This is a genomic window from Nonomuraea sp. NPDC051941 (assembly GCF_044593615.1).
The window spans coordinates 97,783-115,658 of the sequence record NZ_JBIUCF010000047.1 but is presented as its reverse complement, the minus strand read 5'-3'; the positions used below and the strand labels follow the sequence as shown (position 1 = coordinate 115,658).

At 71.2% G+C, this 17,876-nt stretch carries 13 protein-coding genes; 10 read left to right on the top strand and 3 right to left on the bottom strand.

Going from position 1 to position 17,876, the window contains the following annotated elements; all coding sequences use genetic code 11:
- The 10 genes from ACIHFD_RS52145 to ACIHFD_RS52100 form a co-directional block, all read left to right on the top strand.
- On the top strand, positions 1-525 hold a 525-nt coding region (locus ACIHFD_RS52145; RefSeq protein ID WP_397373244.1), incomplete at its 5' end, for a conjugal transfer protein.
- A gap of 45 nt (positions 526-570) precedes the next feature.
- The gene (locus ACIHFD_RS52140; protein ID WP_185068535.1) at positions 571-852 is read left to right on the top strand and encodes a hypothetical protein; all 282 of its coding nucleotides are present in this window, start codon (positions 571-573) and stop codon (positions 850-852) included.
- Between the two features lie 56 nt (positions 853-908).
- The gene (locus tag ACIHFD_RS52135; RefSeq protein WP_397373243.1) at positions 909-4,295 is read left to right on the top strand and encodes a TcpE family conjugal transfer membrane protein; all 3,387 of its coding nucleotides are present in this window, start codon (positions 909-911) and stop codon (positions 4,293-4,295) included.
- Positions 4,296-4,342: 47 nt separating this feature from the next.
- Positions 4,343-6,820 (top strand): ATP-binding protein, encoded by a 2,478-nt coding sequence (locus ACIHFD_RS52130; protein WP_397373242.1) that lies wholly within the window; start codon positions 4,343-4,345, stop codon positions 6,818-6,820.
- On the top strand, positions 6,817-9,132 hold the full coding sequence (locus ACIHFD_RS52125; RefSeq protein WP_397373241.1) for a type IV secretion system protein: 2,316 nt from the start codon (positions 6,817-6,819) through the stop codon (positions 9,130-9,132). Before ACIHFD_RS52130 ends, ACIHFD_RS52125 begins: the two co-directional genes overlap by 4 nt.
- A 6-nt stretch (positions 9,133-9,138) precedes the next feature.
- Positions 9,139-9,765 carry a hypothetical protein gene (locus ACIHFD_RS52120; RefSeq protein ID WP_363970838.1) on the top strand — a complete coding sequence of 209 codons (627 nt, stop codon included), beginning with the start codon at positions 9,139-9,141 and terminating at the stop codon, positions 9,763-9,765.
- Positions 9,762-10,856, top strand: coding sequence for an NlpC/P60 family protein (locus ACIHFD_RS52115; protein WP_355197288.1), 1,095 nt, complete (start codon positions 9,762-9,764; stop codon positions 10,854-10,856). Before ACIHFD_RS52120 ends, ACIHFD_RS52115 begins: the two co-directional genes overlap by 4 nt.
- A complete protein-coding gene (locus ACIHFD_RS52110) occupies positions 10,853-11,257 on the top strand; it encodes a (deoxy)nucleoside triphosphate pyrophosphohydrolase (RefSeq protein ID WP_397373240.1) in 405 nt (134 codons plus the stop codon). The genes ACIHFD_RS52115 and ACIHFD_RS52110 overlap by 4 nt, the downstream gene beginning before the upstream one ends.
- 112 nt (positions 11,258-11,369) lie before the next feature.
- Positions 11,370-12,833 (top strand): hypothetical protein, encoded by a 1,464-nt coding sequence (locus ACIHFD_RS52105; protein ID WP_397373239.1) that lies wholly within the window; start codon positions 11,370-11,372, stop codon positions 12,831-12,833.
- Between the two features lie 79 nt (positions 12,834-12,912).
- Entirely contained in the window at positions 12,913-14,214 is a 1,302-nt protein-coding gene (locus tag ACIHFD_RS52100; protein ID WP_397373238.1) for a hypothetical protein, read from the top strand.
- Between the two features lie 54 nt (positions 14,215-14,268).
- Here the strand turns inward: ACIHFD_RS52100 and ACIHFD_RS52095 are convergent, their stop codons facing one another.
- Genes ACIHFD_RS52095 through ACIHFD_RS52085 form a run of 3 tightly spaced genes read right to left on the bottom strand, consistent with a single transcriptional unit; the run spans position 14,269 to position 17,714 of the window.
- The gene (locus ACIHFD_RS52095; RefSeq protein WP_350725602.1) at positions 14,269-15,021 is read right to left on the bottom strand and encodes a succinate dehydrogenase/fumarate reductase iron-sulfur subunit; all 753 of its coding nucleotides are present in this window, start codon (positions 15,019-15,021) and stop codon (positions 14,269-14,271) included.
- A complete protein-coding gene (locus ACIHFD_RS52090; RefSeq protein ID WP_363970845.1) occupies positions 15,018-16,916 on the bottom strand; it encodes a fumarate reductase/succinate dehydrogenase flavoprotein subunit in 1,899 nt (632 codons plus the stop codon). Before ACIHFD_RS52090 ends, ACIHFD_RS52095 begins: the two co-directional genes overlap by 4 nt.
- Positions 16,917-16,928: 12 nt before the next feature.
- Positions 16,929-17,714, bottom strand: a complete 786-nt coding sequence (locus ACIHFD_RS52085) for a hypothetical protein (RefSeq protein WP_350725598.1) — start codon at positions 17,712-17,714, stop codon at positions 16,929-16,931.
- Positions 17,715-17,876: the final 162 nt, after the last annotated feature.

The window sequence follows — 17,876 nt, the reverse complement described above, 5'->3', positions numbered from 1 at the left end:
GTCAGCGTGGCCTTCCAGTCAGGCCCGCGCAGGTTGATGCTGTCGGTCCCGCTCTACTACTCGGGCGACGAGGCCGGCGGCAGGTTCGCCGTGGTCGGCCGTCCCGCGGTGCTGCCCGCCCCGGGCCCGGCCGACGTGCCGCAGGTCGCCGCGCCGGAGACCGACGAGGCCACCGCGAGCGAGCTCAAAGAGCAACTGAAGGGTTTCTTCACCGACTACGCCTCCGGCGACGCGGCCGGGCTGCAGCGTTACGTCGCCGCGGGCCGGACGCTGCCGAGTTTCGGCGGCACGTTCACGTTCAGGGAGCTGAAGAAGGTCGTGGTGCCTGTGGGGGGTGCCACTCGAGAGATCCAGGCGGTCGTGGTGTGGGTCGTGCCGAACAGCGAGACACCCGCCACCCCTGACGCCACCGATCCCGCGGCTGTGGGCGGCACGCTGGAGATGGCCTACCGGCTGACCGTCGAGAAGCAGGGCGACAAGTGGTTCGTCGCCGACATTCGCGGCGCCGGCCGGGTCGTTGGATAGAGGCACGGCCACGCCGCTCATCGGTACCCCCCGGGAGGACAAGAAGTGACCCTGAAGACCGTTCTGCTCCACCTGATCGAACTGACGCCGACGCCCCCGGCGACCGGCCCGGACACCGGAGGTCTCGCGAACTTCCTGCGCGGGTTCTTCGCCCCGCTGTTCCTCGTCGTCGTCTCGGTGGTCGCGCTCTTCTTCCTCTTCACCCGCGAGATCACACGTTTCGTGCAGTTCCTGATACTGGCTGTGGCCATCGGCGTGATCTTCTACGTTCCCAACATCATCGAGGTGACGGCGAAGGCGATCGCGGGCGCTCTGGGCATCAAGTAAAGGGTTGAGACCGCTCCGCGGCGGTCATGTACGAGCGGGTGGAGAGGAGGACCGGCGTGGACCTGCCCACATATACGAACATCTGGCGGATCGAGAAGCGGCTCTACAAGCTGTACGACCTACGGCTGCCGATGCCGCTGCCGATCGTCTGGATCGGCGTTTTCGTCGGGGTGTTCGTTCCGTGGTCGCTCCTGCTGGTCCTGGTGGGCGTGCCGGTGGAGATGCCGTGGCACGTGCTGTACCTCGTGCCGCCCGGGATCGTGACGTGGTTGTCCACCCGTCCCGTCATCGAGGGCAAGCGGCTCACCGAGCTCCTCGAGTCCCAGCTCCGCTACCTGGGCCAGCCGAAGGCGTGGTACCGCCTCGCGCCCATGTCGGAGCCCGAGACGATCACGTTCTCCGGCCGCGTCTGGCGCACCACCCCCGCGCGGGCCAAGTCGAAGGCGCCCCGCAAGGCCCGCCAGCCGCAGCGGCGGCGCGAGGGCCAGCGGATCGCCGGTCCGCGCCAGGTCCGCCCGGCCGTCGCGGCCGCTGCCGCCGCCGCTTCCCAGGCTCCCGTGGCGGAGCCGACCACCGGCCGCTGGGGCACCCGCCGCGGCACCGCGCCCGCCCTCAAGGCCCGAGTACGCGAGACGGCCCCGCCTTCGGCACCGAGGTCCGGGGTTGGTGCGTTGCGGCGCGAGGAGGCCCTTCCAGGCGGCCCTGGACGCCGCCAGGACGGTCTGCCGCCCGGCGGCCATGAGAGCTCCGAGCCTCCCACCCGGGAATTCGTGGACGCGCGGGATGCCGCGACTCGGGATCGCGGGAACGCCGAGGACGCTGCGGCTTGGGATCGCGGGGACGCGAGGGATGCCGCCGGCCGTGAACGCATGGGGCGGGGAGAGACCGCCGCCGCTCTGGCCGACGTCGGGACCCAGGAGCCCGCTGTCGAGACGCGGGGCCGCGAAGCCGCGGCCGGGGTACGGGGCCAGGAGGCCGCGGGCCGGAACGGGGACGTTCAGGGGCTCGGCTCGGGATCGCCCGACGAGTCGCGTGCCGACCGCGAGGCGGCCGGGGCGGTCAGCGAGACGGAGACCCACAAGCCTGCCGCGGGGAAGCCCATCGACACCGAGGCGCTGCGGCGGTTGCGCCGGCTCGCGGCGAGCGCCGACGCCCCCGCCGAACTTTCGGGTCCTGCGGAGGGCGAGCGGCGGGACCGGGAGCGGGACGAGGAACGACGCGGGGAGGGTCGCGGGGAACGGCGCGAGGAAGGACGTGGGGAAGGCCGCGAGGCAGGGCGCGGGGAACGGCGCGAGGACGAGGTCGCGCGGGACCAGCACCGGAAGGGGCAGCCGCCGCGGCTGGGCCCGTCGCTGGTGCTGTCCGGCCCGCAGCGCGTCTGGCCGCCGCTCAACCCCGACGCCAAGCCGTTGCCCCGCCCCGCCGCCACCAGGCCCGGCACAGAGTCCCCCGACACCACCTCCACCGCCCCGCCCCAGCAGGACACGGCACCGACCACAAGGGCCGACACGCCGGGTGCACCGAGCGATGAGCCCAGCACGACGGCCGACGCGCCGGGTGCGCCGAGTGCGACGGCCGGAACATCGGGTCCGAGCACGACGGCCGACGCTCCGGGTCCGCTGAGCACGACGGCTGACGTGCCCGACGCATCGGGCGACATGCCGGGCGCGGTCGGTGACGCGCCGGACGCGGGCGTGCCGCAGCCGGTGGCCGAGGTCACGGATGCGCGCAGTGGCGTGGACGCCCCGGCTACGGCGGATGACGGGCCGAAGGGCGACACACCGAAGAAGGCCGACGCACGGGAGAAGGCCGACGCACGGGAGAAGGCCGACGACGTTACGGCTGGCGATGCTGCCGAGATGCGCGACGGCGTAAGTGCGCCGAGTGCGCGGGTCGCGGCGCCGAAGGGCGATACGCCGCAGCCGGTCGCTGAGGCCGCCGAAGTGCCCGGCGCTGCCGATACGCAGGCGCCCGATATGCAGACGCCCGATACGCAGACACCCGATATGCAGACGCCCGATGCGCAGGAGCCGGGTGCGGCCGATGAGCGGCCCGAGCGGTCCACGGCTGCCCGGCCTGAGCGGTCGACGGCTGATCGGCCCGAGCGGTCGACGGTGCGGCGGCTCGCGGCGAAGGGCGATGCGCCCGGCGCGGGCGTGCCCGGCACGCGTGGTGACCGAGGTGTGGCGGTCCCTGGCACACGTGGTGACCGGAGCGGGTCCTTCCCCGGCACGCGTGGTGACCGGGGTGCGGGTGTGCCCGACGCGCGCGGTCCGGCGGCCGGTGATCGGCGGGTGGCGGCGAGCGCCGAGGACGGCCGGGTTGCGGCGGCGAATGCCGGTGACCCCCGGAGCGCGGCGGCGAAGGCCGGAGATGGCCGGGGTGCGGCGAGTGCCGGTGACGGTCGGGGTGTCGGGGCGTCGCAGGAGCGTGGGGGCGAGTTCGTCGCTCCCGTGCCCGTCCCCCGCCCAGGTGAAGGCCGGGTGCGGCGGGTCGAGTCCGTGGTGGGGCGGGACTCCGGCGGGTGGCGGAGGATCGCGCAGGTGGTCGTCGGCGGAGGCGGGGTCCGGACCGACGGGTCCGAGATCGACGAGGCCAGGGCCAGGGGCGTGTTCGGCGGCAGCCGCAGGATCGTGGTCCTGGGCTGCACCGGCGGCGCCGGTCAGAGCACGACGGCGCTCATGCTGGGCCACACCTTCGCCAGATACCGCGATGACAGGGTCGTGGCCGTCGACGCCAACACCGGCGGCGGCACCCTGACGAGCAAGATCCAGCCGGAGACGCCCGAAACTCTCACCTCGCTGCTGTCCGGGCTCGACCGCGTCAGCGGGTATCTCACCATGCGTGGGTACACCACGAGGACCGCCTCGGGGCTCGAGGTGATCAGCGCGGACAGCGACGCGGGCGCCGAGCAGCGGCTGGCGGACCGGTCGTTCTTCTCCGACCATCGGTTGGGCGAGTCCATGCGCCTTCTGGACCGCCACTACAAGCTCGCCGTCATCGACCCGGCCGCCGCGCTGGCGGCCAGGCTCCTGCCGTACGCGGATCAGCTCGTCCTGGTGGTCCCCGCGAGCGAGGAGGCGTCGGAGGCGGTGGCGATGACGTACGAGTGGCTCGACGGGCACGGCTGCGCGGAGCTGCGCAGGCGTGCGGTCATGGTGGTCAACGGCGTGAGCAGGCGTTCGATGGCCGACGTCGAGCAGGCGGAGTCGGTGGCCAGGGGCAGGTGCCGGGCCATCGTCAGGGTCCCCTGGGAGGACGGTCTGGCGCCCGAGGGCGCGGAGGTCGTCGACCCAGGGCAGTTGCGCACGGCCGGCAAACGGGCCTATCTCGCCCTCGCCGGCGTCGTGATCGCGGGCTTCGCGGCACAGGCACAGACCGTCCGACCGAGCGAAGAGGAGTTGGCGAGTGACCCCCCGGGCACGAGAATCGGTGAGCGATAAGTGAACAAGCGAGCAGGTCTGGCCCGTTCATGCGCCGAGGGGGCGGCATGAGCAGGGCGGCACGAGCGCACCAGCGCCTGGCGGTCCGGTATTTCGACGACCGCATCCTGCTCACGGACACCTCCGCATGGGCGTACTTCCGCCTTCCGACGGTCAGCTACGAGTTCGTCACACCCGACGAACGCGAGGCCCTGGCCACCAACATCACGATCGCGCTGGCCGCGATCAGGATGCCCGACGCCGAGGTCCACCTGAGGGTCGCGCACCGCACGTACCCCGCCGCCGAGTGGGCCATGGCGCTCAACGCCACCTCCGACGAGGGGCCGGGCTGGCGCGACTACCTGGAGGAGATGTACCGGCACGTCTGGGCGAAGGACTTCTGGTCCAAGGAGGTCTTCCTCGGCGTGCGGCTAGGCCCGCGCGGCAAGCAGCTCGGCGCCGGCGTGCTGTCCCAGCTCTTCGGCTTCTACCAGAAGACCGAGAAGGCGCTCGGCATGGAGGACGACCACGTCCCCGACAGCGAGATCGGGCGCTGGACCGAGCAGGCCGAACGCCTCGGCAGGGCGCTCACGTCGAGCGCCCTGTACGCCAGGCACGCCACCTCCGTCGAGGTGGCGTGGTTGTTCCAGCACGCGGCCTCCGGCGCGCTCGGCGACCCGCCGCCCTCGGCCAGCCCGAAGCGGCGCTGGGGCAAGGGCGAGATCGAGTCGCTGGTCGAGGGGGAGATCCACAACGGCAGGTCGCTGCTGCGCATCGTGCAGCCGCAGGGCGACTCGTACGTGGCCTACCTGTCGTTCGCGAGGTTCCCCGACCTCATGCCGTTCCCGGACGGCGAGCCGTGGATGCACTTCGCGGACCAGCTCGCCTTCCCCGTGGAGATCTCGTCGCGGATGCGGCTGATCCCGCCGGTCAAGGCGTCCAAGGACGTCGCGCGCAAGCTCGCGCACGCCCGCGACATGGACCACCACATCCGCGAGGCCGGCGCGGAGGCGCCGCTGGCGCTGGCCGAGCAGATCGACGCGGCCCGCATGCTGGAGCACGGCATCACGAAGGAACGGCTGCCCTTCGTGTACGGCTGGCACCGCCTGATCGTGTCGGCCCCCACCGAGGACATCTGCGTGCAGCGCGTCGAGGCGGTCGTCGAGCACTACCGCGACATGGGCATCGACGTGGTCAACTCGACGGGCGACCAGTTCTCGCTGTTCTGCGAGACGCTGCCGGGCGAGAAGGTACGCGTCAACGCCTACGCGCAGCGGCAGCCGTTGCGCACCATCGCGGGCGGCATGGCCACCGCGACCGTCGACCTCGGCGACCGGCTGGGCGACGGCACCGAGGGCTGGCTCGGCCCGTACATCGGCGAGACCGTCGGCAGGGCCCGCAGCATCGTGCACTTCGACCCGCTGCTGGCGGCCTCCCGCAACCGGCCGACCGCCATCGCGATCACCGGCGAGCCCGGCGGCGGCAAGACCACGCTCGCGCTGCTGATGATCTACCAGATGGCGCTCAGGGGCGTGACGATCGCGGTGATCGACCCGAAGGGCGACGCCGAGTCGCTGGTGCGGCTGCTGGAGAAGCGGGGCCGCAAGGCCCGCATCATCCCGCTGGGGTCGGCGGCGCCGGGGCTGCTCGACCCGTTCTCGTTCGGCGACGACATCGCGGCGAAGAAGACCATGGCCACCGAGACGTTGAGGCTGCTGCTGCCCCGCATGTCGGAGGAGCGCGAGTCGGCCATGATCCAGGCGGTGGCCGCGGTCTCCAACGCGCCCGACCCGTCGCTGGGCAAGGTCGTCGACTTCCTGGAGCAGGCCGACGACCCCGCCTCGAAGAACCTGGGCGCGGTGCTGCGCTCCATGTCGGAGATGCACCTGGCCAGGCTCTGCTTCGACCCCTCGGGCGGCGACCAGATCGACAGCGAGGGCTGGACGACCGTGTTCACGCTGGGCGGGCTGACCCTGCCCGACGTGGCCACGACCAGGGACGACTACTCCTACGAGCAGCGGCTGTCGGTGGCGCTGCTCTACCTGGTCTCCCAGTTCGCGCGCAGGCTGATGAACGGCCTCGACCGGCGCGCCCCCAAGGCGATCTTCCTGGACGAGGCGTGGGCGATCACCTCCACGCCCGAGGGCGCCAAGCTGGTGCCCGAGGTCAGCCGGATGGGCCGCTCCCGCAACACCGCCCTCGTGCTGGTCTCCCAGAACGCGGGCGACCTGCTCAACGAGCAGGTGACCAACTGCCTGTCGTCCGTCTTCGCGTTCAGGTCCACCGAACGGGTGGAGGTGGACCACGTCATGTCCCTGCTCGGGGTGGAGCCGTCGGAGGAGCACAAGGCCGTGCTGCGCTCGCTCGGCAACGGCGAATGCGTATTCCGTGATCTGGATGGCAGGGCGGGGCGGATCGGAGTAGACCTGATCTCCGAGGATCTTCTCCGTTGGCTCGACACGAACCCGACGCACGACAAACCCGACGGCAGCGGGCATGATGATCTTCAGGGGGGCGTGGGCAGGGCGCAGGAGGTACGGTCATGAAGATCCGGCTGTCTCGACGGCTCGCACTGGCACTGGCGCTCGTCACGAGCATTCTCGTGATGCCGATCGTGGTGGGCGGGCTGTCGGCCCCGGCCGCCGCGGCGCCCTGTGACCTGTCGGGCCCGCTCAACCCGGAGATGGTCGGCGGCGGCACCGACGGCCTGATCCAGGCGCCGGCCGTCGAAGGCGGGCCGCAGACGCCGACCACCAACTACTCCCAGTTCGGCATGAGCGGCCAGTTCTGGCACACCCACGACCTGGGTTGCTCCGACTACGTGGCCGTGCTCGGCAACATGTGGGCCAACGGCATCTTCACCGCGGCCAAGGCCATCGACCGGCTGACGATCACCACGTACCAGGCGGCGGCGACGGAGGGACCGCTCCAGGCGATCAAGGACGTGGTCGACGACATCATCACGAACCTCTCCAAGGCCATGTACTGGCCCTTCCTCCAGCCGATCGTCATCCTCGGCGCCATCTGGCTGGCCTGGTACGGGCTGATCCGCAAGCGCGCCACCACGACCGCCGAGGGCGTGATCTGGATGGTGCTCGCGGTCACCGTGGCGGTCTGGTTCCTCAGCCGTCCCGGCGACTTCACGGGCCTGGGCAAGGTCGTGACCGACAAGACCGGCGAGGTCGTCAACTCGGCCTTCTCCGGCCTGCCGGGCGCGGGCGGCGCCTCCTGCCTGCCGCCGCCCGGCGGCGCCGACGCGAAGGTCCAGGCCGGCGGCTACGCCCAGACCGGCACGCCGGGCGTCGACCAGAACGCCGACGCGCTGTGGTCCACGCTGGTCTGCAAGCCGTGGCTGGTGGGCCTGTTCGGCACCGCCGACCCGCAGCAGCCGATCGTGCGCGACTGGGGCCGCAAGGTGCTGGAGATGCAGTCGGTCCCGCGGGCCGTGGCCGGCCAGCCGGCGCCCGACGTGGGCGCCCGCCAGTCGGAGTACGCCTCGCTGGCCGACAAGCTCAAGAACGACCCCGTCTACACCGTCTTCTCCGGCCGTGACTGGTCCAACCGGCTCGGTGTGGCGGTCGGCGCGTTCATCGCGGCGATCGTGGCCGGCCTGCTCATCTTCCTGGTGGCGGTCTCGCTGCTGGTGCTGAAGGTGGGCTTCCTGCTGCTGCTGATCCTCGGGCCCGTGTTCCTGCTGATCGGCGTCCATCCGGGCAGCGGCCGGATCGTCGCCATGCGCTGGGTGGAGATGCTCGTCGGCACGCTGCTCAGGCAGGCCGTGCTCACACTCGTGCTCAGCGTCCTCGTCTACGGGTACGCGCTGATCATCTCCACGGCCATGCCATGGGGCCTGCAGGTGCTGTTCATGGCCCTGCTGACGATCGCGGTGTTCTTCTACCGCAGGCCGTTCCAGCACCTGTTCGCCTCGATGAACGGCCACACGGTCACCACCCGCATGCTGGGCGAGGCGGCGAGCTCGTCGGTCCTCGAGCGGTCCGCGGGCGCGCTGCCGCCGGTCGCCTCGGCCAGGATCGGCCGCTGGGGGCTGCGCAAGGCCGAGCCGATCATCAGGGCGGCCGGCGCGGCCAACGCGGCGGGCGCCGCGGCCACGGCGGCGGCCACCGCGGGGCAGGCCCGGGTACGCGCCGAGGAGGGCGAGGGCGTTCCCTTGGGCACCCGCGTACCGGCCACGGCAGCGCCGCTGGACACCGACCAGCAGGGCGGCAAGGCGGGCGCCAGGGCTCCGATGGAGCCGCGCAGGGGTACGGCGCCGCCGCTCAACCTGGGCACGACGCCCACACGCACGCGCGGTCCCGCGGCGGGCGGACCCCGGGTGGCCGGCGCGGCCGGTGGCACGGCCTCCAGCGGCTCCGGTGGCTCAGGTGGCTCGGGCGGCGGCTGGTTCGGCGGCCGGTCCGGCGGCGGCTGGGCGTCCCGCGGCGGTTCGGCGTCGGGGTCGCGTAGTTCGTCCGGCGGGTCGCGCGGCTCCCGGTTCGGCGGCTCGGGCGGCACGCGTTCGCGCGGGAGCGGCGGCGGGCTGTTCGGCGGCGGCTCAGGTGGCTCCGGTGGTTCCGGCGGCGGATCGCGTGGCGGTTCGGGCGGCGGTTCGCGTGGCGGTTCGGGCGGCGGGCTGTTCGGCGGCGGCGGTTCGAGGTCCAACGGCGCCACCCGGTCGGGCGGCGGCTCCAGGCCGTCCGGCGGCTCGTCCGGCCCCCGGATCTTCGGCTCGGACGAGCCCTCGTCCCGCACCTCCGAGGCTCCTCCCCTCTGGCTGCGCGGCAGCCGCAACGGCGGCTCCGGAGGCGACAGCCCGGATGTGCCGTTCTGGCTCAAGCCGAACAACCCGGACAAGGACTGAACGAACATGGTGCAGGGAGGTGACAGGCGGGGGGTGGCCTTCGCCGTCGTCGTCGTGGTCATCGCCGCGGTCGGCATCTACCTGACCATGTGGCCCGACCCGGAGGAGCAGGCCGGGCCCGGTCAGGAGCCGGCGAGGGTCGTCAGCGCGCCGGCTCCGTCGAGCACGCCGCTGGCGACCGCGAGCGCCGCCCCGTTCGACATCTACTCGTTCCTGCCGATGAAGAAGGAGCAGCTGGCCGCGACGGCGGACCTGGCCGAGCGGTTCACCGCCGACTACGGCACCTTCAGGTACGACGAGGACCCGGCGGCGTACGCGACCCGCGTGAAGGCGTACACGACGGCCGAGCTCGGCAACGAGCTGACCAGGACCATGACCTCGGCGGGCACCGTCGAGCAGAACCGCAACGACCAGATCGTCTCCAAGGCCACGGCCAGGCTGAAGGAGATCAGGCAGATCGAGAAGAACTCCATCATCTTCGTGGTCGCCTCGGCGAGGCAGGTCACCGCCAAGAGCGGTAACCAGACGGCTCAGGAGGAGTACGCGGTCACGGTGACCCAGTCGGGAGCAGACTGGCGGATCTTCGACATCCGGCCTGCCACGGAGGGCCAGGAGGGGGACACCTCGGGGTGAAGCTCTCACGTACCCGGCTGGCGCTGATCATCGGCGCCGCCGGCGTGCTGCTCCTGGTGGCGGTCGTCGTGTCGCCGATGCTGCTGATCTCGATGCCGTCGTTCCTCAGCGACGGCGGCACCTCGCCCGACTGCAACGACAACACGCAGGTGGAGGAGGTGTCCGACTCGGCGACGTCGGACATCCCTTCCGAATACCTGGAGTTCTACAAGCAGTACGGCAAGAAGATCGGCGTCCAGTGGAACATCCTGGCCGCCGTGGGCAAGCGCGAGACCGACCACGGCCGCTCCAACCTGCCGGGCGTCAAGAGCGGCACCAACTACGCGGGCGCGGCCGGGCCGATGCAGTTCCTGATCTCCACGTGGGGCGGCAAGGCCAGGGTCGCGATGTCGTCCAAGTTCACCGGGTACGCCTCCGACGGCGACGGCGACGGGGTGGGCGACATCTACAACCCGGCCGACGCGATCCTCGGCGCCGCGCGGATGCTCAAGCGCAACGGAGCCCCGGAGAACGTACGGCAGGCGCTGTTCGTCTACAACCGGGCCTGGTGGTACGTGGACCAGGTCGAGGCGATCGCCAGGAAGTACGCCAAGTCGGGCGACGTCAAGGTGCCGCCGCAGGCTTCGGAGGAATGCGACGACTCGCTGGTGGAGGCCGCGCCGAGCGACATCGTGGCCAAGATTTTGGAATACGCGCTGGCGCAGCGCGGCAAGCCGTATCTGTGGGGCGGGACGGGGCCCGACGCGTTCGACTGCTCGGGCGTCATCTTCGCGGCGTATCGGGAGGCGGGGCTGATGATCCCGCGTACGACGTTCGGGCAGTGGCCGTTCGGCGTGAAGGTTTTAGACGGTCAGGAACAGCCCGGTGACCTGGTGTTCTTCAACGCCGGTCCGGGCACGTCCGCCGACAACCCCGGCCACGTCGGGCTCGTCGTGTCGAAGGGCAAGATGCTGGAGGCCCGGTGCCGGCTGTGCGGGCCGATCAAGGTCACCAGCTACAAGGCCCGGGACAACCGCCTCGGTTTCACCCGCCCCCTGCAGAACCCCGACGTGCTCGAGCAGTTGAAGAAGCTGCAGAATCCTACCCTGTGAATGATTTCGACACGGTCGTGGTGGCCGCGGTGATCGTCGCGCCGGGCGCTTGGGTGCTGGCCGCCCAGCGCGCCGAGCCTCCGGCGCTCGCGGGTGGCTGGGAGTTCCCTGGCGGGAAGGTGGATCCCGGCGAGAGCGAGACGGCGGCGCTCGTCCGCGAGTGCCGCGAGGAGCTCGGCGTGGAGGTCACGGTGGGTGAGCAGGTGGGCGGGGACTGGGAGCTTTCCGAGGGGTACGTGCTGCGCGTCTGGCTGTGCTCGCTGGCCTCGGGGGTCCCGGAGGCTCGGGAGCACCTGGCGCTGCGGTGGCTGGGGCCCGGCGAGTACTACTCGGTCGAGTGGCTCGGGGCGGATCTGCCCGTTATGAAGACTGTGGAGAATCTGCTCCTTTCGCGGGATTAGGTGCCTCCTCTGTGTGACAGAATGACTACCAAGAGTGACATCTGTCGCAACGGGGGAGTTGGGAGTGATGCGGCGTGGCTGGATCATTGCGGGTGCACTGATCCTTGCGGCTGTGCCCTCCGTGCCTTTGGCGGCCTCCCGGGTGTCGCTGGTGCTGGAGCGGGTGAGCACGCCCGGGGTGTGGATCAGGACGGGCGACGTCCAGCGGTTCCGGGTGCGGCTGAACGGGATGGCCGACGGGGTCAAGGTGGCGATCGCGGCCAGCCCGGCGGCGGCGCTGACGCAGGTGTCCTGCGCCTCGGCGGCGCCGGGCACGCCCTTCGCGCCCGCGCCCGCCGCGGAGGCGGGCCTGGGGGCGGCTCGGGGCGGCGTGCGGGCCGCGCGGGCGCTGGCGGCCCAGGCGCTGAGCGTCACGGGCGGCTCGGTGCTGCCGAGCGCGGTCCCGCCCGGGACGCGGGTGTGCGAGCTGGGCGACCTCGCCGGCGAGCGGGAAGTGGACGTGACGCTCACCACGCCGTCGGGGGCTAAGCAGGTGGTGCTCGCGGCGGTGGCCGGGATGCGGGCCGACGCGGGCGGCCCGCTGACGACCAAGACCAAGACGGCCGCCACGCGCGTCATGGACGAGGAGGCGGGGTTCAGCGGCCCGGCGGTCCGCGTGAGCCCGGAGGAGCCTCTGCCCGGCGTGCCCGGCGCGGCTCCGGGGAAGAGCCGCGAGTACGCCGAGGCGAAGGAACGACTCCTCGCTCAACTGCAACAGCCCGCCCCGCCCGCACGGGCCTGGGCGAAGGTGCAAGCCGACGCGGAGGCGCCGGAGGTCGCCGGGGCGCAGGCCAGACGCCGGTTGCTGGCCGGGGCCGGCGTGCTGCTCGAGGGGCAGTGGCCCGCCGAAGCGGCCGCGCCGCGGCGTGAGGCGGCCGGAGGGACCGCGCGCCGGCTGAAGGGCGGCGTGCCGCAGGCGCCCCGGCAGCCCCAGATGATGCCGCAGTGGCCTCAGGGCGCCCCGGGCCTTGAGCTGCCCCAGGCTGCGCCGCAGGCGCCCGGGCTGGCTCAGGCCGTGCCGCAACTGCCCCCGGGCCTGCAGCGGCTGCCTCAAGCCGTGCCGCAACTGCCCCAGGGCCTGCAGCGGCTGCCTCAGGCCGCGCCGCAGCTACCTCAAGGCCTCCCGCAGCTGCCTCAGGGGCTGCCGCAGGTGCCGCAGTTGCCCCAAGGTCTGCCGCAGGCTCCTCAGGGCCTGCAGCGGCTGCCGGAGGCCGTGCCGCAGCCGGTGCCCGGCGCTCCGCCCGCGCTGGTCCTGCCCGGCGCGTCGCCCTCGCTTGGGGGCGCGCCTCTCCTGCCCGGCATGGCGGCGCCGCAAGCCGCTCCAGGAGCGGCCGGGCAGCCCGCGCGCGGCGCCGAAGGCGTGGTGCCGCTGCCGTGGAACGTGGCCGCGGCGCGGAAGCACGCCCGCCCTGTCGCGTGGGCGAGCCCGCTGGACGGTCCGAAGGGGTTGCCGGTGGTCGCCGGAAGCATCGGAGCGTTGCTGGGAGCCCTGTGGCTGATTGGCACGGTGCAAAGACGCCGAAAAAGCAAAACGTAGGTTAATTCGGGCTTTACTGTTACTTTGACCCGACTAGTATTCCCTTGACCAAGGTTCCGGGATACGTCGGAGGGCACCGGTGGCACGCACGCGAGCGACGGCCGCGTCCGCTGTCGTCCTGGCGCTGGGCCTGGCCGGCGTCGGAGCGACACCGTTCATCGTACAGAGCGCGAGTGCGTCCGTGTCGGCGTACCAGCCGGTCGAGCCCTGTGACATCGGCGAGGTGTGCGACACCACGCCGGAGACCACCGTCACGGTCACCGAGACGGCGGGCACGCCGGAGCCCGAGGAGCCGGAGACGACGATCACCAAGACCGTCACCTCGTCTCCGACGAAGGCGAGCAAGACCCCCAAGCCGACCAAGAGCACGACGCCTCCGGCGACCACCAGCGCACCGCCGCCGCAGAACCAGAACCCCCAGCCGCTGCCCACCCAGACGGTCGAGACGCCCCCGACCTCCGCGCAGAGCACCCCCGAACAGTCCATCGACATTCCGGAGGTCGCGTCCTCCGAGCCGGTCACGGCGCCGTCGGTGCAGCCGAGTGACACGCAGCCCGCCTCCTCCGAGGAGGTGCCGCTGGAGCTGCGGAACGCGGCGCCGGAGTTCGACCAGAAGTCGCTGACGCAGAAGCTCAGCATCCCGGCGCTGGTGCTGGTCCTGCTCGCGCTCTTCGCGGTCCTGATCTTCGAGGGACGCCTCCGCCGGATGGCCCACGCGGCGGCCGTGCGCAAGGCCGGGCCGCCGATGGGCCGGCCGGACATGCCTCCGCCTCCTCCGGGCGGCGGGTATCCCGCGGGGCCCGGTTACTACGCCACGGCGGGCTTCCCCGCGCCCGGCTACCCGGGCGGCACGGCGTACGCGCCGATCATCAGCTTCGTCCCCGTGCAGACGTATCCGAGCGGCCCGGTCCCCGGCTACGAGGAGCACCAATACCCGCCCCAGGGCTACGCGCAGGAGCCCCCGCCGCCGCCGGTGGCGGAGCCCATGGTGCTGCATCCGGACGAGTTCGACTCCTTCAACCACGAGCCGCCCAAGCCCAAGGAGTTCCGCGACCCGTTCGAGCCGCTGGTCCCGGCGGACCCGCCGCCGGCGGACATCCCGCCGGGCGGCGGCGACCCGTACGAGGTCCCCGGCCAGGAGCGCCCGCTCGGCCCGGTCTCGGCATCGGAGTCCGGCGACTCGGAGCCGTGGCAGGGCAGCCAGTCCCTGTTCGACCCGCCGGAGCGGAACCAGGAGCAGCAGGCGTACGACCCGCCGCCCTACCTGGCGCCCGACGCGGAGGCGACCGTCATCCAGCCGCTGCCGCCGGAGCCCGGGCAGCCGGAGCAGACCAAGGAGATGCCGGACCCCAAGCGCAGGCGCTGGGGCCGCAAGAAGTAGCCGGGACACGAAATGAGGGGGGCTGGAGATCCAGCCCCCCTCATTCGTACGTGCCTACTTGGCGCGCTTGAAGATCTTGTTGCCGAGCCACACCAGCGGGTCGTACTTGCGGTCCGCCACGCGCTCCTTCATCGGGATCAGCGCGTTGTCGGTGATCTTGATGTGTTCGGGGCAGACCTCGGTGCAGCACTTGGTGATGTTGCAGTAGCCGAGCCCGTGCTGGTCCTGCGCCGCCTCCTGGCGGTCGGCCACGTCGTACGGGTGCATGTCCAGCTCGGCGATCCGCATGAGGAACCGGGGGCCGGAGAAGTCGGCCTTGTTCTCCTCGTGGTCGCGGATGACGTGGCAGACGTTGTTGCACATGAAGCACTCGATGCACTTGCGGAACTCCTGGGACCGCTCGACATCGACCTGCTGCATCCGGTACTCGCCGGGCCGGACGCCCGCCGGCGGCGTGAAGGACGGGATCTCCCGCGCCTTCTGGTAGTTGAACGACACGTCCGTCACCAGGTCCTTGATGACCGGGAACGTCCGCATCGGCGTGACCGTGATGGTCTCGTCCTCCTCGAAGGTGGACATCCGGGTCATGCAGCCCAGCCGCGGCTTGCCGTTGATCTCCATGCTGCACGAGCCGCACTTGCCGGCCTTGCAGTTCCAGCGCACCGCCAGGTCGGGCGCCTGCGTGGCCTGCAGCCGGTGGATGATGTCGAGGACGACCTCGCCCTCGTTCACCTCGACGGTGAAGTCCTCGAGCTTGCCCTCACCGCCCTCACCGCGCCAGACCTTGAACTTCGCCTTGTAGCTCATTTCGAAATCCCGTCGAACTCGGTCATCTCTTCGTCGGTGAGGTACTTCTTCAGCTCGTCCCGGTCGAACAGGGTGATCAGGTCGTCGCGCATGCTCGACTGGAGCTTCTCCTCGACCTTGACCGTGGAGCCGTCCTCGGTGGAGCAGACGAGCAGCTTGCGGCGCCATTCCGGGTTCATCCCGGGGAAGTCGTCGCGGGTGTGCCCGCCGCGGCTCTCCTCGCGCAGCAGCGCGGCGCGCGCCACGCACTGCGAGACCAGCACCATGTTGCGCAGGTCGATCGCGAGGTGCCAGCCGGGGTTGTAGATGCGGGACCCGGCCGCGCCGACCACCTGGGCGCGCTCCTTGAGCTTCTCCACGACCTGGAGCGCCTCGGCGACCTCCTCGGCCTTGCGGATGATGCCGACCAGGTCGTTCATCGTCCTCTGGAGCTCGTGGTGGACCTCGTACGGGTTCTCGCCGTCGCGCCCCAGCGGCTCCAGCGCCTCCTGCCGGGCCTCCTCCACGAGCTCGGGCAGGACCCGGGGCCTGGCCTCCAGCGAGTCCACGTACGCCGCCGCGCCCGCGCCCGCCCGGCGCCCGAACACCAGCAGGTCGGACAGCGAGTTGCCGCCCAGTCGGTTGGAGCCGTGCATGCCGCCGGACACCTCGCCCGCGGCGAAGAGCCCCGGCACGGCCGCCGCGCCGGTGTCGGCGTCCACCTCGACGCCGCCCATGATGTAGTGGCAGGTCGGGCCCACCTGCATGGGCTCGGCGGTGATGTCGACGTCGGCCAGCTCCTTGAACTGGTGGTGCATCGACGGCAGCCGCTTCTTGATCTCCTCGGCGGGCAGCCGGGTCGAGACGTCGAGGAAGACGCCGCCCTGGGGTGAGCCGCGGCCGGCCTTCACCTCGGCGTTGATCGCGCGGGCCACCTCGTCACGCGGCAGGAGCTCCGGCGGGCGCCGGTTGTTGGCCTGGTCGGTGTACCAGCGGTCGCCCTCCTCCTCCGTGGTCGCGTACTTGTCCTTGAAGACGTCCGGGATGTAGTCGAACATGAAGCGCTTGCCCTCGGAGTTGCGCAGCACGCCGCCGTCACCGCGGACGGACTCGGTGACGAGGATGCCACGCACGGAGGGCGGCCAGACCATCCCGGTGGGGTGGAACTGGATGAACTCCATGTTGATCAGGTTCGCGCCGGCGAGCAGGGCCAGGGCGTGGCCGTCGCCGGTGTACTCCCAGGAGTTGGACGTGACGACGTACGACTTGCCGATGCCGCCGGTGGCCAGGACCACGGTGGGCGCATCGAAAAGCACGAAGTTTCCGGTCTCGCGCCAGTAGCCGAACGCGCCCGAGATCCGCTCCTCGTCCTTGAGCAGCCGCGTGATCGTGCACTCGGCGAAGACCTTGATGTAGGCCTCGTAGTCGCCGTGCTTCTCGTAGTCCTCCTGCTGGAGGGCGACGACGCGCTGCTGCAGCGTGCGGATCAGCTCCAGGCCGGTACGGTCGCCCACGTGTGCGAGCCGCGGGTACTCGTGCCCGCCGAAGTTCCGCTGGCTGATCTTGCCGTCCTTGGTGCGGTCGAACAGCGCGCCCCAGGCCTCCAGCTCCCAGACGCGGTCGGGCGCCTCCTTGGCGTGCAGCTCGGCCATCCGCCAGTTGTTGAGGAACTTGCCGCCGCGCATGGTGTCGCGGAAGTGCACCTGCCAGTTGTCGGCCGGGTTGACGTTGCCCATCGCGGCGGCCGCGCCGCCCTCGGCCATGACGGTGTGCGCCTTGCCGAACAGCGACTTGCACACGATCGCCGTCTTCTTGCCCTGCTGGCGGGCCTCGATCGCGGCCCGCAGGCCGGCGCCGCCCGCGCCGATGACGACGACGTCGTATTCGTGACGCTCTGTGTTAAGCGAGTTATCCACTGAAGCTGGTCCTTACGCGTACGGGAAGGCGATGATGCCCTTGGCCACCAGGCGGACGTACAGGTCGGCGCCCATGACGGAGAACATCGAGGCCCACGCGAGGGGTTGGTGCTTGGCGTTGAGCTTGGACACGAACGTCCAGGCCCGGTAGCGCAGCGGGTGGCGAGAGAAGTGGTTGAGCCTGCCCGCGGTGATGTGCCTGCAGGAGTGGCACGACAGCGTGTAGGCGTTGATCAGGACGGCGTTGACGACCAGGATCCACGTGCCCAGGCCGATCGGCTTGTGGACGAGCGCCAGGACGGCGTCGTAGGCCAGGATGAGGCCGATCACGATGGCCGCGTAGAAGAAGTAGCGGTGCACGTTCTGCAGGATCAGCGGGAAGCGCCGCTCGCCGGTGTACTTGCCGTGCGGCTCCTGGACGGCGCACGCCGGAGGCGAGAGCCAGAAGGAGCGATAGTAGGACTTGCGGTAGTAGTAGCAGGTAAGCCGGAAACCGCCCGGCAGGCCGAGAATGAGCAGCCCCGGCGGCAGTGCGTACCAGTCGCCGAACGGCGCCAGGCCGAACAGCCGGGCCCCCTCGGGACACGACGTCGCCAGACAGGGCGACGAGAACGGCGCTATGTAGGGATCGACGAAATAGCTGTTGTCGATGATCGCCCACACGCCGTAGACAAGGAATGAGCTGAGCCCGAGGAACGTCAGCAGCGGAACAAGCCACCATCTGTCGGTACGCAGGGTGCGCACCTTGACTTGCGCTCGCTGCCTTCTGACCGGAGCGTCGGGCGTAGTCTGGGTCATCGCGGACCTCTCCACCTCCCGCGGACCCGTGTCGCGCAGGGGGTCCGTGGTTTTCGTATTCGCTGGGCGCGCGGCGGCGAGCGACGGCTCAGGCGCGCGTTGGTGGGGGATACGTTACGACGACAGCATGCGAATTTGTGAGCGGGGTCACTCACAATTTCG